This window comes from Pseudorhodoplanes sp. (genome assembly GCF_059499825.1).
Genome location: NZ_JCABZI010000008.1, coordinates 16657 through 39450 on the forward strand (window position 1 = coordinate 16657; position 22794 = coordinate 39450).

At 63.9% G+C, this 22794-nt stretch carries 22 protein-coding genes; 10 read left to right on the forward strand and 12 right to left on the reverse strand.

Annotated elements, in window-relative coordinates:
* Positions 1 to 9 precede the first annotated feature (9 nt).
* The 3 genes from AC5I5I_RS11225 to AC5I5I_RS11235 are packed head-to-tail and all read right to left on the reverse strand — an operon-like array spanning position 10 to position 3571.
* Positions 10 to 1674: an FAD-dependent monooxygenase gene (locus AC5I5I_RS11225; RefSeq protein WP_495972937.1), complete on the reverse strand. Its 1665-nt coding sequence runs from the start codon at positions 1672 to 1674 to the stop codon at positions 10 to 12.
* Positions 1675 to 1681: 7 nt separating this feature from the next.
* A complete protein-coding gene (locus tag AC5I5I_RS11230) occupies positions 1682 to 2662 on the reverse strand; it encodes a 4Fe-4S dicluster domain-containing protein (RefSeq protein ID WP_495972939.1) in 981 nt (326 codons plus the stop codon).
* 36 nt (positions 2663 to 2698) lie between these two features.
* Entirely contained in the window at positions 2699 to 3571 is an 873-nt protein-coding gene (locus AC5I5I_RS11235) for a DMT family transporter (protein WP_495972941.1), read from the reverse strand.
* Between the two features lie 178 nt (positions 3572 to 3749).
* On the opposite strand from AC5I5I_RS11235, the gene AC5I5I_RS11240 reads away from it, so the two are divergent.
* The 3 genes from AC5I5I_RS11240 (at position 3750) to AC5I5I_RS11250 (ending at position 5303) form a co-directional block, all read left to right on the forward strand.
* Positions 3750 to 4271 (forward strand): YeeE/YedE thiosulfate transporter family protein, encoded by a 522-nt coding sequence (locus tag AC5I5I_RS11240; RefSeq protein WP_495972943.1) that lies wholly within the window; start codon positions 3750 to 3752, stop codon positions 4269 to 4271.
* Positions 4272 to 4293: 22 nt separating this feature from the next.
* The gene (locus tag AC5I5I_RS11245) at positions 4294 to 4914 is read left to right on the forward strand and encodes a YeeE/YedE thiosulfate transporter family protein (RefSeq protein ID WP_495972945.1); all 621 of its coding nucleotides are present in this window, start codon (positions 4294 to 4296) and stop codon (positions 4912 to 4914) included.
* 77 nt (positions 4915 to 4991) lie between these two features.
* Positions 4992 to 5303, forward strand: coding sequence for a DUF3551 domain-containing protein (locus AC5I5I_RS11250; protein WP_495972947.1), 312 nt, complete (start codon positions 4992 to 4994; stop codon positions 5301 to 5303).
* A gap of 15 nt (positions 5304 to 5318) precedes the next feature.
* On the opposite strand, the gene AC5I5I_RS11255 is transcribed toward AC5I5I_RS11250, so the two are convergent.
* From AC5I5I_RS11255 to AC5I5I_RS11265, 3 genes are read right to left on the reverse strand one after another with little or no spacing between them, the layout of a single operon-like run.
* Entirely contained in the window at positions 5319 to 6932 is a 1614-nt protein-coding gene (locus AC5I5I_RS11255; RefSeq protein ID WP_495972949.1) for a serine hydrolase, read from the reverse strand.
* Entirely contained in the window at positions 6929 to 8104 is a 1176-nt protein-coding gene (locus AC5I5I_RS11260; protein ID WP_495972951.1) for a M48 family metallopeptidase, read from the reverse strand. Before AC5I5I_RS11260 ends, AC5I5I_RS11255 begins: the two co-directional genes overlap by 4 nt.
* A gap of 7 nt (positions 8105 to 8111) precedes the next feature.
* Positions 8112 to 8933 (reverse strand): EcsC family protein, encoded by an 822-nt coding sequence (locus AC5I5I_RS11265; protein ID WP_495972953.1) that lies wholly within the window; start codon positions 8931 to 8933, stop codon positions 8112 to 8114.
* Positions 8934 to 9068: 135 nt separating this feature from the next.
* Here AC5I5I_RS11265 and AC5I5I_RS11270 point away from each other — a divergent pair, with 135 nt between their 5' ends.
* Positions 9069 to 10808 (forward strand): adenylate/guanylate cyclase domain-containing protein, encoded by a 1740-nt coding sequence (locus tag AC5I5I_RS11270; RefSeq protein WP_495972955.1) that lies wholly within the window; start codon positions 9069 to 9071, stop codon positions 10806 to 10808.
* 23 nt (positions 10809 to 10831) lie between these two features.
* Here AC5I5I_RS11270 and AC5I5I_RS11275 read toward each other — a convergent pair whose 3' ends face one another.
* On the reverse strand, positions 10832 to 11821 hold the full coding sequence (locus AC5I5I_RS11275) for an alpha/beta fold hydrolase (protein ID WP_495972957.1): 990 nt from the start codon (positions 11819 to 11821) through the stop codon (positions 10832 to 10834).
* 136 nt (positions 11822 to 11957) lie between these two features.
* Between AC5I5I_RS11275 and AC5I5I_RS11280 the strand changes: the two genes are divergently transcribed.
* Complete coding sequence (locus AC5I5I_RS11280; RefSeq protein ID WP_495972959.1) at positions 11958 to 12611, forward strand: TetR/AcrR family transcriptional regulator; 654 nt, start codon at positions 11958 to 11960, stop codon at positions 12609 to 12611.
* Positions 12612 to 12671: 60 nt separating this feature from the next.
* Here the strand turns inward: AC5I5I_RS11280 and AC5I5I_RS11285 are convergent, their stop codons facing one another.
* The gene (locus AC5I5I_RS11285; protein ID WP_495972961.1) at positions 12672 to 12974 is read right to left on the reverse strand and encodes a hypothetical protein; all 303 of its coding nucleotides are present in this window, start codon (positions 12972 to 12974) and stop codon (positions 12672 to 12674) included.
* Positions 12975 to 13184: 210 nt separating this feature from the next.
* On the opposite strand from AC5I5I_RS11285, the gene AC5I5I_RS11290 reads away from it, so the two are divergent.
* The gene (locus AC5I5I_RS11290) at positions 13185 to 14150 is read left to right on the forward strand and encodes an NAD(P)H-binding protein (protein WP_495973019.1); all 966 of its coding nucleotides are present in this window, start codon (positions 13185 to 13187) and stop codon (positions 14148 to 14150) included.
* Between the two features lie 22 nt (positions 14151 to 14172).
* On the opposite strand, the gene AC5I5I_RS11295 is transcribed toward AC5I5I_RS11290, so the two are convergent.
* A complete protein-coding gene (locus tag AC5I5I_RS11295; RefSeq protein WP_495972963.1) occupies positions 14173 to 15342 on the reverse strand; it encodes an alpha/beta hydrolase family protein in 1170 nt (389 codons plus the stop codon).
* Between the two features lie 153 nt (positions 15343 to 15495).
* On the opposite strand from AC5I5I_RS11295, the gene AC5I5I_RS11300 reads away from it, so the two are divergent.
* The gene (locus AC5I5I_RS11300) at positions 15496 to 16479 is read left to right on the forward strand and encodes a Bug family tripartite tricarboxylate transporter substrate binding protein (protein WP_495972965.1); all 984 of its coding nucleotides are present in this window, start codon (positions 15496 to 15498) and stop codon (positions 16477 to 16479) included.
* 102 nt (positions 16480 to 16581) lie between these two features.
* Positions 16582 to 16929 carry a response regulator gene (locus AC5I5I_RS11305; protein WP_495972967.1) on the forward strand — a complete coding sequence of 116 codons (348 nt, stop codon included), beginning with the start codon at positions 16582 to 16584 and terminating at the stop codon, positions 16927 to 16929.
* Between the two features lie 149 nt (positions 16930 to 17078).
* Here the strand turns inward: AC5I5I_RS11305 and AC5I5I_RS11310 are convergent, their stop codons facing one another.
* Together AC5I5I_RS11310 and AC5I5I_RS11315 are read right to left on the reverse strand one after the other, a co-directional pair.
* Entirely contained in the window at positions 17079 to 18650 is a 1572-nt protein-coding gene (locus AC5I5I_RS11310) for a hypothetical protein (protein ID WP_495972969.1), read from the reverse strand.
* Between the two features lie 186 nt (positions 18651 to 18836).
* On the reverse strand, positions 18837 to 19319 hold the full coding sequence (locus tag AC5I5I_RS11315; RefSeq protein ID WP_495972971.1) for a VOC family protein: 483 nt from the start codon (positions 19317 to 19319) through the stop codon (positions 18837 to 18839).
* Between the two features lie 389 nt (positions 19320 to 19708).
* On the opposite strand from AC5I5I_RS11315, the gene AC5I5I_RS11320 reads away from it, so the two are divergent.
* Both AC5I5I_RS11320 and AC5I5I_RS11325 read left to right on the forward strand, forming a co-directional pair.
* Positions 19709 to 20152 (forward strand): PRC-barrel domain-containing protein, encoded by a 444-nt coding sequence (locus AC5I5I_RS11320; RefSeq protein ID WP_495972973.1) that lies wholly within the window; start codon positions 19709 to 19711, stop codon positions 20150 to 20152.
* 344 nt (positions 20153 to 20496) lie between these two features.
* Positions 20497 to 21402 carry a DMT family transporter gene (locus AC5I5I_RS11325; RefSeq protein WP_495972975.1) on the forward strand — a complete coding sequence of 302 codons (906 nt, stop codon included), beginning with the start codon at positions 20497 to 20499 and terminating at the stop codon, positions 21400 to 21402.
* A 90-nt stretch (positions 21403 to 21492) separates the two neighbouring features.
* Here AC5I5I_RS11325 and AC5I5I_RS11330 read toward each other — a convergent pair whose 3' ends face one another.
* Complete coding sequence (locus AC5I5I_RS11330; protein WP_495972977.1) at positions 21493 to 22782, reverse strand: hypothetical protein; 1290 nt, start codon at positions 22780 to 22782, stop codon at positions 21493 to 21495.
* Positions 22783 to 22794: the final 12 nt, after the last annotated feature.

Here is a 22794-nt window from a genome sequence, read left to right on the forward strand (position 1 = left end):
AAGAGGAAATCAGCCAAAGCCAGTCAGCCGGCGCAGCAATCCATCTACGTCAGCCGGAACCTCATTGCCGCGCCAGGCGACATGCTGGTCGGGCCGGATCAGGACGAGATCGCGGCCATACAGCCCGCGGATCTCTCCGTCAGAGATATCGAGCTGCGTGAACGGCATCTTCAGCCGCCGGGCAGCCGCCGCGAACGTGGTCGCATCGGGCGCATTGCCGCCGAGCCGCAGCAGGGTGAAGCCGACGCCAAGCCGATCGAACAGCGAATCCCCAAGACCGCGGCCGGCACCGAGCCAGGCATGCGGTGCGCGGCCGCCCGGCACTGCACTCGGTGTGTAGACAGCGAAATCGTCCGGCGGCGGTGCTTCATCGCCAGCGACGATCGGCGAACCGTCATAGCGGGCGCCGAGTTGCACACCGATGGACGCGAACTCCTCGCCGAAGGTGGCGAGATAGGCGCCGATCTCCTGACGCGCCGCGGCGCCCGCCGGGCTGTCTTCCTCGAGTTCGGCCGGCACGCGGATGTCGCCGATGCTCTTTGCCAGCAGCCGCGCGGCGCCGGTATTGCGGATCGCGATCGGCAGCCGTTCCGCTTCATAGCTGGCGAGCAGATGCGGGCCGCCCCAGCCCTGCAGCGTGGCCGCGAGTTTCCATGCGAGGTTGGCGGTGTCGTCGATGCCGGTATTCATGCCGAAGCCGCCGGTCGGCGTGAACAGATGCACCGCATCGCCCGCGAGCAGCACACGGCGGTCGGCGAAGCGCTCCGCCACCAGCGCCACGCCGGCGGTCCATGGCGCATGTGCGATCGGTTCGACAGGGACATCCATCCCGCAACAGGCCGCCACCGCGCGCCTTACCACGTCGTCCTCGGGTTCGGCCTGCGGGTCCTTCGACTTCATCCAGAACAGGAATTCGTCCTTGCCGTTCAGCGCGATGATGGTAGTGCGGATATCCGGGTTGATCGCCCAATGCTGGAAACAGGCGCGATCCTTGAGGACATCGCGATAGAGCGTCGGCGCGCGCAGATAGCTCGCGAACATGCGGCCGCCGAAATAGGCCTGCTGCAGCGTGTCTTCGCCGGCATAGCGGATGCCGAGCGTGCGCCGCACGAATGAGCGGCCGCCGTCGCAACCGATCATGTAGTCGGCACGCCAGCGTTCGTTGCCGCCGCCGTCAGGCGACTGCGCTGAAAGCGTGACGCCGTCGGCGTCCTGGGTGAAAGCCGTCACCTCCCATCCGAAACGCAGCGTGATCCGCTCGCGCCTTCGCGCCTCCTCGAGCAGGAAGGCCTCGACATACATCTGGTTGGCGCGCAGCACCGGTTCGGGGAACTGATCGAGGGCGTGCGCATCAGCGACCGCGCGCGCCTTCTGCGCAGCCGACGGCATTTTCAGCCGCGCCAGCTCATAGGCATTGAAGCGCGTGAAATAGGCGACGTCGCCGGAATGGTTCGCGGGCAGGCCGAGCTTGCGCAGCTCATGCGCAAAGCCGAGCCGCCGGTAATGCTCCATGGTTCGCGCATTCTGCGTCGAGCCCTTCGGGTGCCAGCGGGTATCGATGTCGCTGTTGGAGACGACGGACGCGACGCCGTGGCGGTCGAGCATCAGCGCCAGCGCGAGCCCGACAGGGCCGCCGCCGACAATGGCGACCGGAATACCGTTTGTGTCTGTCATTTATCGGTCAGGCCGCGCGTTCGGAGCGTCGTGCGAGCTTGGCCGCGAGGTTGAATCCCACACCCGGCCGGCTCCAGGGGCACGCCGAGATGCAGATCGCGCAGCCGAAGGTCTGGTTGAAGAATGGCAGGCAGCGGTCGAAATCGACGTACCATTTCTCGACGCCGCGCACCATTTGCTTGGCCGGTGCGATCGCTTCGGGCGGACACGCATTCTCGCAGATGCGGCAGGATTCGCAGAACGAATCCACCGAGAAGCTGCGTTTCGGCGTCGGCGCGAAAGGGGCGTCGGTCAGCACCGCGGACAAACGAAACGACGAGCCGAATTCCTGGTTGATGATCGAACCGTGCTTGCCGAGTTCGCCGAAGCCGCAGGCGATCGCGGGCGGGATCATCATCACCTTCGCGGTCATCGGCCCGGTCAGCGGCTCGGCATCCCAGCCCTGCAGATGCAGCCATCCGGCCACGCGTTTCGCCGCCTGCATGGCGCGGCCATACTGGTACACGACTTCGGCACCGGCCTGCGGCTCCGGCGCCGTTGCGATCTCGTTATAGTCATGCGCGAATCCGAGCATGACGATGCGCTTCTGCGTGACGGTGTGTCCCTCATAGACCCAGAGCGGGTCGAGTTCGGCCACGCCCCACATGTCGAAAAGTCCGTCCTTGCCGTAGGCGTCGAGCGCCGCATTCCAGTCCTCCGGCGCGCGCTGCACCGGTTCGCCGGTCACGTCCGGCATCTCCTCCGACGCCATCTTCGCGCGGTTTTCGCGCGCGCGCGTCATGGCCGGGTGATCCGGATTCGCCTTGTAGAACCAGCGCTGCATCTGGCCGTGCGGGATGGTGTCGGGATCGGGCGCCCAATACACCATGCGCGGACGGCGCGGCGTCTCCTCGCCGAGGCCGTTAATGGTGTTGCCCGAGATGTCGGGCTTCAGCGCGAGCTGTGAGGGATCGGGATGGAACGGGCGGTAGCTGTTTGGCTTCGGCATGGCGGTATTATTGCCGAGGCGCGCGGCCTTGACCAGTCATCGCGGCGCGGTTGGACCTGCTGCGGGTGCACGGCTTCGTTGTGCGAGTACGATGGCAATGCCGCCCAGCATCGCGACCGAGGCGATGACCAGTCGCAATGTCACCGGTTCCGACAGCAGGATCACGCCGCCGATGGCGGCGATGGCGGGCACAGAAAGCTGGACAGTCGCGGCGCGGGTTGCCGGCAAGCCCGACAGCGCGACATACCAGATGACATAACCCAGACCCGACGCGATCGCCCCGGAGCCAATCGCAAGCACAAGCCCCTGCGGCGACGCATGCATCTCGCCGGCAAAGGCGAGATTGAGTAACAGGACGGGCGGCAGGCAGCCGAGAAAATTGGTGGCGTTGTTCTCAATCGGATCAACTGAGCCACGCGCAAGCAATGAGAACAGGCCCCAGCAGAGACCGGACAGCGCCATCAGCAACGCGCCGAGCGGATCGGGCGCGCTGGCGCCGGGCAGCAACAGCCAGATCAGTCCGCCGACCGCAACAGCGAGCCCGAACCAGGCCAGCGGCGGGAACGGCTCGCTTTCGCGCAGGGCGATGGCGAACATCGTCAGTTGTACCGCGCCGAACAGGATCAGCGCACCGGTCCCGGCATCGAGCCGCACATAGGCGAACGAGAAGAAAACGAGATAGCCGAAAAGCGCCGCGATCGAGCGCGGCTTCGCCCTCCGCAGCCGCGGCAAATGGCGAGCCTTCAGCCACACCACCACGATCAGCATGGCGCAGGCGGACGCGACCCGCACGCTGGTGAAGCTCGCGGGGTCGATCAGGCCCGGCGCCAGCGCCAGCCGGCACAGCAACGAGTTTGCCGCGAAGCACAGCATGGCAATGCAGGTGAGAAGGAGGTTGCGCGAAGTCATCGCAACCTGTTTAGGGGCGCGCCTGGACGATGCAACCCGCGGCGGCGCGAGGAGGAGGAGGGAGGTCGATCGCTCCCATGGGCCGGGCTTGATCTGGGTCAAGAATCAGCTGCAAACATATGCAAATAATTGAAAGTATTAGGCGCGTCGCCGCGTCGTTCATCGAAGGAGCGCACATATGCTCTCGCTCACCGCCAGATCCTGGTCGCCCTATGTCGCCGGTATCGTGATCGGCCTGTTGCAGATCCCGGCCTTTCTTCTGATCGAGACCGCGCTCGGCGCATCGTCGTCCTATGTCACCGTCGGCGGATTGGTGATGTCTTGGGCCGACCCCGCGATCCTGAAGATCGACTATGTCGCGCGCCACGTCGCAACCACCGGCAAGAACTGGTGGCAGGTGGCGCTTGTCGTCGGCATCGCGCTTGGCGCCTTCGCGTCGATGAAAATGTCCGGCGCGAAGCGGCAGGCGATCTCGCCGATCTGGACGCGCGCACTCGGGTCGGCTTCGCCGTCTCGCCGCTATGCCGTCGCCTTCATAGCCGGCTTCCTGATGCTGTTCGGCGCGCGCCTGGCCGATGGCTGCACCAGCGGTCACGGACTGTCCGGGACCGCGCAACTCGCGATCGGCTCGATGGTCGCGGTCGCGGCGATGTTCGCCGGCGGCATCGCCACCGCCATGCTGGCGCTGCGCCGCATCTGACACGCTTCGAAGGAGACACGTCATGTCACTCGTTACCGCCATCCTGATCGGCCTGCTGATGGGCGCTGTGTTCGGCTTCGCGCTGGAGAAATCCCGCGTGTTCGAGCCGGGCGTCATTGTCGGGCAAATGCAACTGCGCAACTTCATCATGCTCAAAGTGTTTCTCACCGCGGTCGCCACCGGCGCGGTGGTGCTCGCCATGCTCAACGGCTTCGGCTTCGTGAAACTGTCGCCCAAGGCGACACTCTACGGCGCCGATATCGTCGGCGGGCTCATTCTCGGGATGGGCATTGCGCTCGCGGGCGCTTGCCCGGGCACGGTGATGGCCCAGATCGGCGCCGGCTATCGCGATGCGATCGTCACCCTGATCGGCGGCATCGCCGGCGCGGTGGCCTATTCCTATTCGGAACCCGCGCTGTCGAAGACGTTCCTCGGCGTGTCCAGCGGCAAGTTGGTGCTGAACACCATGCTCGGTATCCCATACTGGGCCGGCGCGCTCGGGCTGGCGGCCATCTGCATCGCCATCCTGATGGTGCTGGAGCGAATGTTCCCCTCCGGTCGCGAACTCGGCGCCGATGTCGATGGCGATCTCCCGCCGCAGGAGCGCCGCGAGCCGCCGGTGCGTGCCGTGCCGGTGCGCTAAGGCGACCGCGCACCTTGCAGGCGAAAACCGGGTGCATGTGGTATAGCGTGCGCCCGGTTCATGCAGGTGTCCCCGATATGCGCGTTCTCGCCGTGATGCTGTTTCTCTCCGCGATCCCGCAGGCCGCCTTGGCCCAGTATTGCATGCTGGACGATTCCGGCGGTCGCACTTGCGGCATTGCCACTCTGCAGCAATGCGAGCAGACGCGGTCTGGCGTCGGCGGGTCCTGCGAGGTCGACGATTCCGCGCAACTCGCGCCGCCGGTCAGGGGGATATTCCCTGGGCTGGGGCGGATGGAGCGCCAGATCGAGAGTGCCGAGGATTCACAGGACTACCAGAGGCCGCGCTCCCCCGAGCTCGACGACGTGCCACCGCCGCCGGGGAATTAGAGAGCGCGGCCGCGATCACTTGCGGCTGAAACGGCCCATCCCCTCTGCGTTCAGGTATTCAATGATGAGACTGCGGAAGCGACCCTTCGCGGCCTCACCGAAAGTCGCGAGCGAGATCGAGCCGTCCGCCGCGTTCTCGCTCGACGGCGCGAAAGTGAAGGCGTTGCCGTCCCAATGTGCGAGCGGATATTCGAGGCCCTTGGGTCCGAGCTTCAGCACCAGTGCGTCTCCGCTCAGGATCACCCGCGCCGGGCCGAAATAATCATTTGAATAGGTACCGGCATATGCGGCCAGAGCCGCGGCCGGTACGGGCTTCGCGGGCCGGGTCTTGCCGAGGAGACTGCCGATCGGCGCATTGCCCGGAGCGAGCAATTGGGCGTAAGCCGGCATCCAGTCGCGCTCGATTTTGCCGAATTGCACGAGGTCCATGAATTGCGCTGTCAGTGCTTCGGCGGCGCCGGTCGGCTGAGCATTGGTCAGCACCACGATCGCGAGGCGCTCCGACGGCAGGATCACGAAGTTGGTTCCGGCACCCAGCGCGAAAGCGCCGGAATGGCTGAAGCTCGTGCGGCCCGCGGGTGTCACCCCGACATTGAACCCGTAGCCGTAGAAACCCGGCCGCGCAGTGAAGGTCGCGGGACGCGAGGAGAACGCCTGCGGCGACATCGCCGGCAGCAATGACTTGCTGTCGATGAAAGGGCGGCCTTCGGCCATGCCGCCTTGCGTCAGCATGGCCAGCCAGCGCGCCAGATCGTTGACCGACGAACTGACACCGCCGGCCGGCGCCTGGGCGTCGGGCTTGCGCTGATACCTGGCCTCAAAGCCATTGGCGGTCTTCACGTGGCCGAAGGCACGATTGCTCCGCTTTTCGAAATCGGCAAAGCGTATGCTGGTCGATGTCATGCCCAGCGGTTTGAACAGCGTTTCTTCGCTCAGCGTTGCCCAGTCCTTGCCGGATGCGACGGCGACCGCTTCCGCGCCCGCAGTGAAACCGAAATTCGTATAGGCATAGCTGATGCGGAACGGCTCCAGCGGCAGGAACCGGAGACGCTCCAGCACCTGTCGGCGGTCGAACCCGACATCCTCCAGCAGGTCGCCGGCGTGATCGGGCAACCCCGAGCGATGACTGAGCAGATCGCCGATCGTGATGTGTGAAGTAACCCAAGGCTCCTTCAATCTGAACCACGGCAGATGCTTCGACACCGGCGTGTCCCATGCCACGCGTCCGGCCGCGACTTCACGCGCGACCACTGTCGCCGTCACCGGTTTCGACAGCGACGCGATCTGGAACACGGTGTCGGCGTCCACCGTCTCCGGCGCGCCCACCTTGCGGATGCCGAAGCCCTTCGCATAAACCGTGCGGCCATCGCGCACGACCGCGACCGCCATTCCCGGTATCCCGCTTTTCTGCATGATCGCGGCTGCGAGCGCGTCGAGCTGACCAAGCGCGCGGTCGATCTGGCCGTCCGGGATCGGCACGCCCGCGACTTCCGGCGGCGGCGGCATGTCCTGCGCGCGCGCAAATTCGCTGCCGAGGATCGTGACTGCACCAAAGGCCGCGAGCGCAATCCGAGCCGTTACATTGAACCGGCGCGGAAACGAGCGCAGCGGTAAACGATGATTGGTCATGAGTTTCCCGATGGTTTCGGATATCCAGAACAGATTCGGCGCAACGCGTCCCATTCGGCATCGCTCAGCAACGGTGCGCCACGCTCCTGCTCCAGTGCGATTGCATTGATCCGTGCCACCCGATCGGGAACCGACGGATGTCCGAGGAATATCGATCGTGGCTGGGGGTTGCGGGCAACGCGGTCGAGAAACGTCGCCAGCGCACGCGGATCGGCGTTGAGCTCCTGCAGCGTCCGCACTGCGAAGTCGTCGGCGGCCGCCTCCTGCTGACGCGAATAGGCGGCCTTCAGGAGGGTCTGGGCCGCGACCACGATTGCCGCGCCGCCGACGAAATCGCCGAGGACCATGCCGAAGATCAGCGACAGTCCGCCCGACTGCAGGACGCTGCGAATGCCGTCGCGGTTCGCGACATGGCCGAGTTCATGCGCGATGATGGCTGAGACTTCGTCGACATCCTTCGCGTTGTCGATCAGTCCCTGCAGCACATAGATGTGGCCGCCCGCGAGCGCGAAGGCGTTCGGTTCGGGGCGGCGCACCACCACGGCCTGGATCGGGAGGGTCAGGCCGGCGGCCTTTGCGATCCGCGCGATCAGCATGTCAAAGGCCTGCTTGCCTTCGATTTCACCGGGGCCTTCACCGCACTCGAACGGCCGCTCTTTTGGCCCGTCGTCGAACGCAGTCCGAAACCGCAGATCGCCGACGCGGCCGAGATGCTGCTCGATCTGATGCGGCAGCGCGCGTCCGATCTGGTTGGCGATCTGCGGCATGCCGTAGACCGCGACAAGCAGGAGCGAGGCGATCGCGGCCAGACTCCAGACCACAGCGGCTCGCCGCTCGCTTTTGGCCGTGACGTTGGTCCGGTCGATATCGGGGCAGGCGAGGTCGATCCGGTGGGCGACGTCGCTGCGATTATCGATCTCGAGCCGTTGCAGCCTGTCGCTGTCGCGCAGCCCGAGACGAAAGACATGCGCCGGTGCGTTGAGATGGGCGAGCCGCGCATAGGGCCATTGCGCGATCGGATCGCCGGCGCGATGGCTGATCTCGACGCCCGATCCGGTGGTGGTTACGGTAACGATATGCCGGGCGGAGGTGACGCCGTCGAAATAGACACCCTGGACGGACGGGACCGAAGCATCCGCGACATCGGCCCCAGCTCTGACGGCCTTGGTCACGTCTGGCTCAGCGCTTCTCGGCAAGGCGTTTATATTCCTCGCGGATGATCGACTTGCCGTAGATGCGCTCGAGCCGCCGCACCGTGAAATGACCGCGCGCGATATCCTGGAAATGCTCGAGGAAGGCATAATTGACCGCGGCGCCGCCGAGCGCGCCGATCACCGGAAAAGTCTGGGCCGCGACTTTTTGCGACACCACCACGCCGAAGCGGGACGCCACCTCGGTGAGAAAGCGCACCATAATCGGCGCGCCTTCGGTGACCACGCCGCGCTGCGCGACAAAGCGCGCGGCCTCGGTGACGCTTTTGGCAAGCAGGCCGCGCACCGCGAAATATCCGCTTTCGGCGGCATCGTCGGAGCCGGTGCGTCCGCCCAATGCGAATACCTGCACGCAGGACAGGGCGGCCTCCGGATCCGACAGGTCTTCGCCCTCGCTTTGCGCAATATCGGCGATCGACCGCAGCATGATGATGGTCGAGACCGGAAGCTCGATCGGCAGCGTCGCTAGCCCGAAGGCGCCGCCCGCCGCGCCGGAGGCGCTGGCCAGCGCCCGGTGCAGCAGTTGCGACCCGCCCCGCGGATTGCGCCGCATGGTCATCAGCGCCACCTTCAGGCCTGCCCAGAGCGCCTTCGAGGTCGCGGCCGAGATTGCGCTCGATGCAGACGCCGGAAGCGCGTACCCGATCAGTTCGATCGGTTTTCCGACCATGTTGGTCAGGCGCGCGGCCAGGCTCGGATTTTCGAGCGCATTGACCGCACGCCGCAGCGCCTCCAGATCGTCCGGAGTCATGCGGTCCATGGTGATGTCGTCCGGCTGCAGGTCTGTCACGCAATTTGCCTTGATGCTATCGCCTGGGGGCTATGGCCGGGATCGCTGCCGCCGCTTATATCACGCTCGGTCCCGGGTGCGGCGGATATCGTCCGGCCAGCGCGGTGAAACGATACGGTCTGGAACTGGACGGATATGGAACGCCGGCTTGCCGCAATCTTTGCTGCTGACGTCGCGGGCTATTCGCGGCTGATCGGCGTGGACGAGGAGGGCACGATCGAGCGCTTTCAGGCGCACCGGCGCGAGCTGTTCGATCCCAAGATCGCCGAGCATCAGGGCCGCATCGTCAAGATGACCGGCGACGGCTTCCTGGTGGAGTTTGCCAGTCCGGTCAGGGCGGTGCGCTGCGCCATCGAGGTCCAGCAGGGGATGGCCGATCGCAACGCCGACGTGCCGGAGGACCGGCGGATCGAGTTCCGCATCGGCATCAACCTCGGTGACATCGTGGTCGAGGACGGCGACATCTATGGCGATTGCGTGAATGTCGCCGCCCGTCTCGAAGGAATTGCGGAACCCGGTACGATTTATATTTCGCGCGCGGTCCGCGAATTCATTCAGGATCGGGCCGAAATCGTGCCCGAGGATCTCGGCGAGAAGGTGTTGAAGAATATCGCGGCGCCGGTCCGCGTGTTTCGTGTCGCGCCGCTTGGACTGGCAACCGATCGTGCGCCCGCCGGACCGCCACAGGTCCCGGACAAGCCGTCGATTGCCGTGCTGCCGTTCATGAACATGAGCAGCGACATCGAGCAGGAATTTTTCTCCGATGGCATCACCGAGGATCTGATCACCGATCTGTCCAAGGTATCCGGGCTGTTCGTGATCGCCCGCAATTCCTCGTTCGCCTACAAGGGCCGCTCGGTCAAGGTGCAGGATATTGCCCGCGATCTCGGCGTGCGCTTCGTGCTTGAAGGCAGCATCCGCAAGGCGGGCAACCGCGTGCGTATCACCGCCCAGCTGATCGATGCGGCCAATGGCGGACATCTCTGGGCCGAGCGTTTCGACCGCGATCTGACCGACATTTTCGAAACCCAGGACGAGGTGGTCGAGAAGATCGTTGGCGTGCTCTCCGTGACGCTGACCAAGCGGGAAGAGGAGCGGATCGCGCGGCGCGGCACCTCGAGCCTGAAGGCTTACGAATTGTGGCTGCGCGCGCGCGAAGCCATGTCGCGCACCACCCGCGAATCCGCTGTCGCGGCGCGATCGCTTCACCGACAGGCGATCGAGGAGGATCCACATTTTGCGAGGGCCCATGCGGGGCTGTCGCTGGTCGGCATCTCGGAATATGCCAGCGGCTGGACCGACGATCCGGCGCAGACTCTGAATGAGAGCGAGCGCTGGGCGCGCCGTGCGCTCGAACTCGATCCGCTGGAGCCGGTCAGCCACATGGCGCTCGGCAACGTCCTGCTGTGGCGCCGCCAGCACGATGCCGCGCTCGCCGAATTCCGTCAGATGACCGCGATCGATCCTAATTTCGCGCAAGGACATATGGCGACCGGGGTTGGGCTGACTTATTCCGGGCAGCCTGCCGAGGCGCTGGAATCCTTCGCCTTCGCCATGCGTCTCGATCCGCATTTTCCAGGGATCGCGCTGCATTTCACGGCGCAGGCGCATTTCGCGCTGGGCGATTACGAATCCGCCGGCAAGCTTCTGCGCGAGCGGATCGCCCGAAGCCCAGCGACCGATTCCAGCCGCCTGCTGCTGGCCGCGTGTTACGGCCATCTCGGAAAAATCGACGAGGCGCGCTCGGCCTGGTCCGACATGCTGGCGATCAATCCGGATATCTCGCTGGCGCAGCGCGAGCGGGTTCTCCCCTACAAGGATGCGCGCGAATTCCAGCGCATCGTCGAGGGGCTGAACAAGGCGGGATTGCCGTAGGCGTGGCGAGGCGACGCGTACGATCAGTCCGCGAGGAAGCGCTGGACCTGCTCGACGAAGAAGTCGGGGGCTTCTTCGGCGACGAAGTGGCCGCAATCTTTCGCGATAACCGATCTGAGAGACGGCGCCTCGTCCTTCAGCGCCTCGGCCAGTCTCGTTCCAGCGCTGCGATCGCCGGTGATCGTCATGACCGGCATCGCAAACTTGCGGCCACGCAGCGGCGCAACGATCGGCACATCGTCCCGCAGACTGCGGTAATAGTTGAAGCCGGCGGTCATTCGCCCAGGCTCTGCATATCGTCTGGCGAATTCGCTGATCGACGCTTCATCGATAGCGTCCTTTTGCCAGGACCATTGCTTGATCTGGGCGCGAATATACTCCCGCTCCCGGCCGCGGGTCAGCAGTTCCGGAAAATTTGCTGCCATGTGAAATCCGTAATGCCATGCGCCGCCACGCAAGGCGTCCATGTTCTCGGTCGTCGGGACAAGGCAATCGACCAGCACAAGCCGTTCCACGACTTGCGGATACAGGTGGGCGAGGACGTAGGAGGCCTTGCCGCCCATGTCGTGGCCGACGACATTGGCTTTGCCGTCGCCGATTTGCTCGATCAGCGAACGCAGGTCCTCGGCAATTGTTTTTTTGTCGTATCCGCTGGCGGTCAGTTCGCTGAGGCCCGTCCCCCGCAGATCCGGTGCAACGACTGTGAAGTTATCGGCAAACCTCGCCATGACCTTGTGCCAGGCGAACCAGGTTTGCGGCCAGCCGTGTAGCAGCAGCAGCGTCGGCCCTCGGCCCATCGTTACATAATGCAGCTTGATCCCGTTCGCCGAGACGTAGCGGCTGGAAGCACCGGGCGGAAGCAAATCCGCCGAGGGGGTCTGTGCCTGAACCTCGTCTTGATGAAACGCGGATGCGGCGACGCCCGCAAGAATTGCCGCGCCAGCGCTGCCAAGAAGCGTGCGCCGGTCCGGCTGCATTGCGAGACCCGGCTTTGAAGTGTTCTCACTGCTCAATTGCACTTCCTGTCGTTGGGGGGTGACCTCGTCAGACGCGCGCCCGCCTTCATCCCGCGCATCCATATTTTTGTATTAATCGATACAAAAATAAGCCGCGTTGCGACGCGGTGTCAATGGATTTATATATCGATCGATGCAGAAAAAGATCGCGACGCAGACTGCCGTGGATGTTGCCGCCCGGGGCCGCGGCCGACCGCGCGCGTTCGATCGGGACGCGGCCTTAAGGCAGGCCACGCGCCTGTTCTGGTCCAAGGGCTACGGAGCGACGTCGATCGCCGATCTGACCGAGGCGCTCGGCATCGGATCACCCAGCTTGTATGCGGCCTTCGGCTCGAAGGAGGCGCTTTACGCAGCGGCGCTGGATCATTACCGCGACAATTACGAGCCGCTGTTCTGGGCAGGCTTTATGGCCGCGCCAACTGCGCATGACGCTGTCAGGGCGCTCCTGATGGATTCGGCGGCGACGCTGGGCGGCTGTGTTTCGGATATTCCTCACGGTTGCATGGTGGCGCTGTCCGCGGTCGGCAGCGAGGGTCATGCAGAGCTAGGAGAGACTGTGCGAGCCGCCCGCGCCGTGGGTCTCGAGCGCTTGAAGTCACGGCTGAAGCAGGCGAAGTCGGACGGCGACATTCCGCGCAGTGCCGACATCCATGCGCTGGCCCGCTTCGTGCAGACGGTTCAGCTCGGAATGTCGATTCTCGCCCGCGACGGGGCGAGCCGGGCCGAACTCGAATCCGTGGCCCATGTCGCAATGTCGGGTTGGGACGCTCAGCTGGCCCGCTGCTGAGGGCTGAGCTCCACGCTGATCTTATGTTCCGGCAGTGACACCAATTGCGCGAGAGCGCAGCTAGCGCTGATCGCCATAGCGTTCGGTGACCGCTGTCGCGATGAAGCGCTTTCGGCCTTCGCTGCCGGGCGTTGTGGCATGCGCGGCGCACCAGTCCGGAAACGTCGCCGGATCGATGATGACGCGCATTACCGGGTGCCCGTAGGCCTTCAGCCCGCTCTCCATTTCCGTGGCCATCCTGAGCCAGTCGGCGAAGTCGGGCGGCATCTTGTGGCCGTCCGAGAACATCGCGCGCACCGCCGGATAATCCGGCTCGCGGATCCAGTACACGCCTTTGGCCGGCAGCGGTTTGTCGTCGCTCATGACGGGGCATCTCCGATGTTGTCAGCGCGTGTAACATGAAATCGCCAGCCAAATCGGCCAATGCGATGGTGGCCGCTGCCGGTTGGCGGAGCAGTTGTTACTATGCTCTCATCGACGTCCACAAAAGCCGGGTCCCGCCATCCGCCCATGACTGACAGCCCAGCATCGTCGTCCGCCGAACATCGATCGCCGCGCCCGCGGCGGGTGCTGCTGCTGGGTGCGACCGGAACCATCGGCCGCGCCACCTTGCGCGCGCTGCTGCAACGCGGTCACGACGTGGTGTGCCTGGTGCGGCAGCACAATGACGGGGCGTCCGAGGAAAGTGAAAGTGCCGAGCGGACCGCCGGCGTCACATGGCGCGTCTGCGATGTCACCGACCCGCAATCGGTCGCGCGCGACGGCTTTCGCGGCGAGCGCTTCGATGCGGTTCTGTCCTGCATGGCATCCCGGACTGGCGCGCCGAAGGATGCGTGGGCGATCGACCATCAGGCACACATGAACGTCCTTAAGGCCGCGCAGGCCGCCGGCGTATCGCAATTCGTGCTGCTGTCGGCGATCTGCGTGCAGAAGCCGAAGCTTGCCTTTCAGCATGCCAAGCTCGCGTTCGAGCGCGCGCTGACCGAATCCGGCCTCACGTATTCGATCGTCAGACCCACCGCGTATTTCAAGTCGCTGTCGGGGCAGGTGGCGCGGGTGCGCCAAGGCAAGCCGTATCTCGTATTCGGTGACGGCAGGCTGACCGCCTGCAAGCCGATCAGTGATCACGATCTCGGCGAATATCTCGCCGGCTGCATCGACGACGAAAGCCGCCACAACCGCGTGCTGCCGATCGGCGGTCCCGGTCCCGCGATCACGCCGCGGCAGCAGGGCGAACATCTGTTCGCGCTGCTCGGACGCGAGCCGCGCTTCCGGCAAGTGCCGGTGGCGCTGCTCGATGTGATCGTGCTGATGCTTGCTACGCTCGGCCGCATCAGCCCGGCGCTCGCCGACAAGGCGGAGTTGGCGCGCATCGGCCGCTATTACGCGACCGAGTCGATGCTGGTGCTGGACCCGGCGACCGGTCGCTATGACGCGGCCGCGACCCCCTCGACCGGAACCGAGACGTTGTTCGACTATTACGCGCAGCTGATCAAGGGCGAGGCCACGGCCGAACGCGGCGACCACGCGGTGTTTTGAACGCAGAACAAAAGCCGCAGGATCAAGCGAGATCGCGCGCGCTCAGCCATTGCCGCGTGATCGAAAGCGCCTCGGCAAGCTTGTCGGCCTGGCCAGCATAATAATGCGTCGCGCCCTTGATCACATGCATCGTCTTGTCGGCGCTGCCGGCCGCGTTGAAGATCGCAGCGGTGTGCGGTTGCGGCACCGCATCGTCGGCCGAATTCTCGATCGCCAGCAGCGGCACCGAGATCTGCGCGGCGCATTTGACGCCATCGGCGTTGCTGTCGTCGATCGACCATTGCGACAGCCAGGAGCGCAGCGTGGAAAACCGCGCCAGCCCGACCGGTCCGGTATTCGCGGTTTCCGGATTGCCGAGATAGCACCAGTTCGGTTTGCGGTCGTTCGGATCGAGCGTCGAGTCAAGAAAGCGCGGCTCGGCGAGCGTGCGATGGGTGACGAAGCCGCGCTCCATCTCGGCGGTGTTGCGCGCTTTCAGCATCGCCAGCGTGTCCTTCACCCAGGCTGTGATCCTGCGCATGCGCGCCAGCTGCGCCGCGCGATAATCCGCGATGAAGGCGGGGGAATAGGGCGGATGGTTGGGATTGGCCTTGTCGTAGATGTCGAGCTCGCGGTCGCGGTTGTCCGGATCGCGCTCGTCGGTCACCGACGGGTCGATCATGTCGCGCAGCATGGTCGCGCGCGAGATATGCGCGGCCTGGACGACGATAGCATCGGCCGGGATCAATCCCGCGTTTGCGATCCCGACAGGATCGCCGGCCGGCGTCTGGGTGATGGTCGGGCGCTCGGCCTGCGACTGATAATAAAGCGCCAGCGATCCGCCGCCACTCCAGCCAACGATCACGACCCGCGTGTAGCCCCATTGCTCTTTCGCGTGGCGGATATAGGCACCGAGATCGAGCAGCACTTTCTCGAGAATAAGCGCGGTGTCGTTCTTGGCATAGCGACTAGCCGCGCACAGCACATGCCATCCGGCTTTCACCGCAGCCTGCGGCACCGGCAGAAGCTGCAACGTCGATGCGGGATGCATGAAGATCAGGAGCGTGGAGGAGGGCACGCCCTTTGGAATCATCAGCAGGCCCTCGAGGTTAACCGCGCCCTGATTGCCGGAAAAGCCGTAGGTTTCGACGAAGCCTGCGTCTTCCTTGTACTGGATATGCACCCAGCGGTGTTCGATGTCGTGATCTGTCATGCACGACGTTATGCATTGCGTCTGTTGCGTCTGACAAGACGCGTGCCGCCAACGATACCGCAGCGCAACAACGCGGTCGCGCCTGCACGCCCAATCTTGTACGTCCTGCTGCCCCGGATATGATCTTCGCAAAACATAACCGGGAGGGACATCATGAGACGGCGCGATTTTCTGGGCGTGGTGGGTGGTGCGGCGTTAACTTGGCCATGTCAGGCGCGCGCGCAGCCTGCGGCTCAATGGCCCGACAGGCCGGTCCGACTCTTGGTTACCGTCGGCGCGGGCGGAGCGGCCGACACGTTGTCCCGAAATATCTCGAACGGATTTTCGCAATTCGCTAACGGCCAGCCGCTGGTCGTGGAGAACAGACCCGGCGCCGGCGGCACCATCGCCGCTGCCGCGGTCGCGCGCGAAAAGCCCGACGGCTATAACCTGCTGCTCGCCGAGGTTGGGCCGAATGCCGTGTCGCACATGCTCGGCGCCAAGGCGCCCTACGATCCGCATACCGCGTTCACGCCGATCGTTCATCTTGCCAATCTTCCGGCAGTGGTGCTGATCCGCCCCGATCTTCCCTACAAGACGCTCGCCGAATTCATTGCGGCTGCGAAGGAGAAGCCGGGCAAGTTCAATTATGCGTCCGCCGGCCCGGGCAACTGGACGCATCTGTTCATGGCCTATCTCAACAGCCAGGCCGGGATCGAACAGGTCAACGTTGTGTACCGGTCCGGATCGGAAATGCTGACGGCGTTGTTGCGCGGCGAAGCCGATACCGCGGTAATCACCGTCTCCACCGCGCTTGGCCAGATCAAGGAGGGCAAGATCCGCGCCCTTGCGGGCCTTGCGAAGCAGCCCATGCGGCAATTGCCGGATGTGCCGCCGGTCGCCAGCACCATTCCCGGTTTCGACGTCGCGGTGTGGCACGGCATTGCCGGTCCCGCCGGCATGGACCCGGCGCTGGTCCAGCGTATGAACGGTATCTTCAACCAGGTCATGCAGGTTCCATCGGTGCGCGCCGCGATCACTGAGGCGCAGGCGGCCGACATCATCGGCGGGATCCCGCAGCAATTCGATTCGTTCATCAAGAGTGAGTTGAAGCGCTGGCCCGATGTGGTGAAGGCCGCGGGAATCAAGACGGACTAGCGGAAGGAATGCGCGCGGTTCCGCGGGAACCGCTGCGGGTGGAACCTAAAATTTTGCAGAACTTTTGCCGCCCTCCGGGTTTGATTCAAAACGGAGGCGACAATGGCAACAGCACTGGTTGTGGAAGACGACCCGCTTCAGCGCGAGGCGGTTTGCATGATACTGGAAGCGGCGATCGACGAGCCGCGAATGGTCGAATGCGCCACGGCGGAGGCCGCGGTTGCGGTGCTGGACCGCATCGGTCCGGACATCGACCTGCTCATAACCGACATTCAGCTCGCGGGCGACATGAGCGGTGTGGAACTGGCCAGGATCGCGCGGCGCCGCTTTGCTGATCCGCAAATCATTGTGACGTCCGGGCGCGTCAGACCCGACATACTTCCTTCGGATGCCGCCTTTCTTCCCAAGCCGTGGCGACCACTCGAACTGATTCAGCATCTGCAGCGATAAGGTTTTCCAACCCATTTCCCCCGCACGGGTTGGAAAAACGAGGCCGCCGGTCACCCCTCCCGGCGGCCTCTCCTTTTTGAGCGGCAAAAAGAGCAACTGCGATGCGTTGGACGCGACGCCTGAGATAGCAAGCTGCAGGATGCCGTTCGCTACAGGATAAAGTCACCGGCCGAGAGCGTGATGGCATGACCGGGATCGGAAACTTCGATCGCGAAATCCGCCTTTCCGTCACCATTCACGTCGGCCTGCACGATCTGGGAATCGGCCGTCCACACCGACCTCAACTGGCCGGCGACCTTGGTGAAATTCACATTGGTGCCGATGAAGTCGAAGGCCTGGTCGCCCGGAGTCTTCTTGTCGGCATCGATCAAGGATAGGTCGATAACGTCCCCCGTCTCGAAATCACCGATGACGTCGCGCTTCGATGCGTTCACACCGGATTCGGACACCGAAAGAAATTGAAATCGGTCGGCATCCGCGCCGCCGAACAGCCGGTCGGCACCGGCCCCGCCATTGATCCAGTCATTGCCGGCCCCGCCATTGATCTCGTCATTGCCGGCAAACCCGAACAGGTAATCGGCGCCGCCTCCGCCGCTCAATTCGTTTGCGGACCCGCTGCCGTAAATGCTGTCGGACGCAGAACCGCCGATGACGTTTTCGAATCCGCTGATCGCATCCTTGGAATCCATGCCGGCCACGTCGACGCCAATTGCTGTCTTCGCAGCGACGAACGGAGAGGCGGGAGCGTTGAACTGCGCTGTCGTGTGCGAGACCGAGTCCAGATTGACATAAACACCATTGGTGGCAGCACCCGCGTCATAGACGTCGTCGCCCCCGCCACCGGCTTCGATAATGTCATCGTCATCCAGGCCGGGCGCAGCGCCTGTCGCGCGATAGACGTCGTTGCCTTTGCCGAGTTTGATCGTATCGCCGCCGTTGCTGTCGGATATGACATCCTCGCGCCCGCTGCCGGTATAGGAATCGTTGCCATCGCCCAGATCGACCGAGCCGATGGACCCGGTATTGACCACGACATCGTCGCCGCCCGCGGTGATGAGCGTGGCAATGGTGCCCGAATTCCTGACCTTGTCCGCTCCCGACCCGGTCGAAAACTGGCCCAGGACACCGGCATTCTCGAGCACGTCAGCGCCGCCGGCCAGATTGACGTTGCCGGTGATGCGGCCCTTGCCGCCGACGATCAGCGTGTTGCTCATGTCGCCAAGGGTGATGGCGCCGTCGATCAGCCCCGAATTCGTGATCTTGGTTTCGGCGATAACAGCCTGCTCGCGAATGTCGCCGATGATGGAGCCGGAGTTGTTGATGGAGAAGACCTGGGCGCCGGACACATTAATGGCAAAGGCACTGCCGGAAATCGTGCCGGCATTGGTCAGGATCGCGTCGCTGCGGATATCGAGCCCGGTCACGCCACTGACGTTCGCATCGTCCCTGAAGTTGAACGTGGCCGTGGCGTTTCCGGCGCCGCCCTGTTCCAGCAGGATGCCGGCCGCGTCGGCCGACAGGATCGTGCCGTCGACATCGACCCTCCATTTGCCGAAATTGCTGCCGAGGCGAACGGCGCCCGCTCCAGTGCCGGTCGAGATCAGAAATCCGTCTTCCGTCACGTTCAGCGTTTCGTTCGCGCTGCCGTCGTTGGAAAATGCGAACTGGCCGGCGCCAGTCACGAAGCGGCCATTGGTCCCATTGATCGTGGTCGTCGCCATTTCAACACACTCCGCTTCGCAGCCTCACTGGCATTCTGCTTACACACCTGACGTCCAAATGTCTGTGGGCTTTTCGCTGTGCCAAATGACAGTTTGGCAATCTGGCCATGACGGCGATACCGGTCCGTCTCATCATGGTCGCGGTGTGGGCGCGGAGCGTGAAAGCCGAGAAGAACGCCGCAGACCTTAGCCGCGCCGCGCCTTCTCGATCGCGGCAACGTCGATCTTCGTCATCGCCATCATCGCCTCGAACGCGCGCCTGGCTTCATCGCCGCCCGCCGCCATTGCGTCGGTCAGCACGCGCGGCGTAATCTGCCACGACAGGCCCCACTTGTCCTTGCACCAGCCGCACGCGCTTTCCTGTCCGCCATTGCCGACGATCGCGTTCCAGTAGCGATCGGTTTCGGCCTGATCGTCGGTCGCGACCTGGAACGAGAATGCCTCGCTCTGCCTGAACACCGGCCCGCCATTGAGCCCGATGCAGGGAATACCAAGCACGGTGAACTCCACCGTCAGCACGTCGCCTTTCTTGCCGCCGGGAAAGTCGGACGGCGCCTTGCGCACTGCGGTTACCTTGCTGTCAGGAAACGTCGCGGCATAGAAGCGCGCCGCTTCTTCGGCGTCCTTGTCGTACCACAGGCAGATGGTGTTCTTGGGTGCCACGGTCATTTTACTTTCTTTCATCATTGCAGGCTGCAGAGCGCAGTTAACGTAACCGCATTTGCGGCCCAAGTGCGTCAGGCACGCAAAGACCCTTTATGGACAGCCGATGGCGCGTGACGCGACGAAAGCGCACAAGCGCTCGAATTCGCGAAACATAGCAAGCCGCCGATCATTGGGGATAGGTCACCGCGCGCACGCAGCGCGCGGAACCACCCCCACTTTTGGACCTGAAAGGGAGAATAATGCTCAAAACGACAACAGCGGCAATTCTATTGAGCTCGGCCTTCGCGCTGGGAACCGCGAATGCGCAAACGGCGGCTCAACCCGGCGCGCCGGCAGGCACGCAGTCACCTGCGGGCGCGGCGACGCAAGCCCCGGCGGCAGGAGCCGGAGGCATGCAATACATCACCCAGAACCGGCAAGACTTGTGGCGCGCATCGCAGCTGGATGGCGTGAATGTCTACAACGAACAGAACGAACGGATCGGCGATATCACCGAGGTTCTGCTGAACAAGCAAGGCCAGGTTGAAGCGGTGGTGATCGGTGTCGGCGGCTTCCTCGGCATCGGACAGCGCGATGTGGCTGTCCCGTTCGACAGGCTGCAATGGCAGATGGTCGGCGCCGCTAACGTTGCGACGGCACCTGGAGCCGCTGCGCCAGGACAGACGACCGCACAGCCGCGCGCAACGCAGCCTGCGCCGGGTACGACCGGCACCGGCACGATGACCGGCCAGACCGCCACGACCGCTCAGTTGAACGATCGGCCCGAGCGGGCGGTGCTGCGCGGTGCGACGAGGGACCAGCTGGAGAACGCACCGCAATTCCAGTTCGGTCGATAACTGGATGAGGCCGCGCGCGAACGCCCGCGTGGTCGTCGGACCGATCCGGTTCTGTCCGTAATCATGTGTTTCCGATGAATCGTGCAGCGGGCCGTCTCTCGACCCGCTGCATTCTTTTTGTCTGCGGCGCATCTCGATGTCTGTGCCGAACCGCAGCAGATGGTTTCCCTGGGTATGACGTCGGCCTCTTCTATTGTGGGAGGTTGTTGCGTCGCGGTGTCGTACAACGGTTGACGACGCGTTCAAACGCCCGCATGGGAAACCGTTGCGCCGTCAAGTTTGCGCCTGCCACAAACGTTCCGCATTCACGCCTGTCGATTAGGCTTTCCCGGGAAAAGCGCCGTATGTCTTTCAATAGCGGGGCGCCTGAAAACAGGCGCATCGGCATCGCCTTGGTGCTGACATCGGCGGTGGCCTTTGCCGTCGGGCCGACAGCGGCGAAGGTTGCGCTCGATAACGGCGCCAATGTGCTGACTGTCGTCGCCGCGCGCGGGCTGATCGGGGCTGCCTTGCTGGCGCTTCTGATCATCCTGTTCCGGCAGGACTTTCGGATCGGCCGTACCGCCTTGCGATGGTGTCTCGCCTGCGCTGCGTTCTCCGCGGTGATGGTCTATGGGCTGATCGGGGCGGTAGCCTATATCCCGGTCAGCGTCGCCATCCTGATTTTCTTCGTGCATCCGATCGTCATCGCCGTGATCGTGCACTGGCGCGGCGGCGACCGGCTGACCGGCGGCAAGCTGTTGCTGGCGCTGGCGGCGCTCGCCGGTCTGGCGCTGGCGCTCGCGCCGACATTCGACACGCTCGACATGACCGGGATCGCGCTTGCGGCGCTTGCGGCGATCACCATCTGCGGCGCCATCCTGTGCGGCGCGCGGGCGCAGCAGCACGCGACCTCGACGCAGGTCAACCTGTATGTGACGGCGCTGGGCGGCGCGGCCTTCGCGGTGATCGCGTCGGCGCTCGGCGCGTGGTCATGGCCGGTGAATGCGGCCGGATGGCTCGGCATCGTCGCCGCCGGCGTCGGCATCGCGGTAGGGCTGTTGTGTTTCTTTGCGTCGTTTCGCTATCTCAGTCCGGTCCGCGCCACCATGCTGAGCAATGCCGAGCCGCTGCTCAGTATCGTGCTGGCCGCGGTGATCCTCGGCCAGTGGCTGTCACCGGTGCAGTGGCTCGGCGCGGCGATCATGATCGGCGCGATCGTGCTGTTCGAGGCGGCGGGCCGGCATGACGGCGCGGACAACGCGACATGAGGGGTCCACAAGACCTGGGGCAACAAAGGCATTGGCATCCTTTGTCGAAGATCGCCAATAGCCATGGTGGCATCACGGATCGTCGCGCGTTCAATGTCCGGATGTGGATGGCCCATTCGGAACCGGGATCTTGACATTATCGTAGATCTTGCGGGCAATTCTCTCTTTTTCGAGATAGGCCTGTTTCAGCTTGAAGTCTTCGGCCTGTGCTGCCACCGTGCCGAGATAGGTGACTTCCGCTTCCCGCGCAGCCGAGATCGCTGAATTGAGAGCGCCAACGTCGCTCGGTGTGACGAATTTACCGGTGACGTAAACTGCCTGGCTGAGCCCGAGAATTCCAAGCAACGTATCCGGGATGGAAAAGGACGCAAGCTCACGCACACCCGCCACCAAAAGCGCGCCGCCGACAACAAGACTGAATATGAAGCTCTGATAGCGATAGACGTCGAAATTGTTGTCGGTCGTGAACAGATCGCGCCAGCTCGCTTTATTTGGCTGAGGCGGTGACGTGTTCCAGCCCTTTAAGTCCAGCCATGCGGCGTTCTCGGGTGTGATAGCGTTTTGCTGACTCTCGGTCACTTTGGCCGCCGCCGATCCCACGCCGGCAATCCCCAGCAGCATCAGGACAGAGCTGGACATGTCGGAAAGCAACCCGGACCGGGCAACGATATATGTCAGCAGTCCGAACACGATGAGGGAAAAGAAAAGGATCTGCAGATTCGAAAGGCTGCCCTTGCCGTCTCTGCCGGCCGTAAGAAAGACCGGATTCAGGCGACGCCACCAAGCAGCCCCATTGTTCGTATCGGCGAGTGCAGCGGCACCGACCACGTAAGCCAGAATAACGACGGCAATGGCGATGACTGCGCTTGCATGTGAATTCGTGACCCTTGCCGTAAGTCGCGAGATATAGTCCGGGCTGCCCTTGCAGGTATAGACAAGCACATCGACAGGGCTCCAGTTTCCACTTGTGGAATCCGGAATCCGCAACGTGATGAGTGTCTGTCCGGGCTTCGCGATGCCGCGTGTGACAAGACCATTGCGGTCGCTCAAAGGAGCCGAGCTCACGCGGCCCAGCAAGGTATACGACGTCTGAGTCCCCGTACGATGGCGCAGTGCTCCGAAGTAGAAATCGTTTTCGCTGTAATCGCGCGTGAGAACCAGCTCGATCGGGCTGCCCGTCGGTAGAAAATAGTTTGCGCTGAATAGATTGGGCTGACTTGGAAGTCTGTTCTCGCTCAGCTCTGTAGCGGCGTCGCTGGTTCTGACGCAGTTCGCGCGGGGATTGAACGTCTTGTCCGGCTTGTCAGTGACGGCCTGGGCGAAGGCGGGAAGGGCGAATGCGAGGCCGAGCATAATGCTGGCCGCCAATCGGATACGCATGGGAGCTCCGAC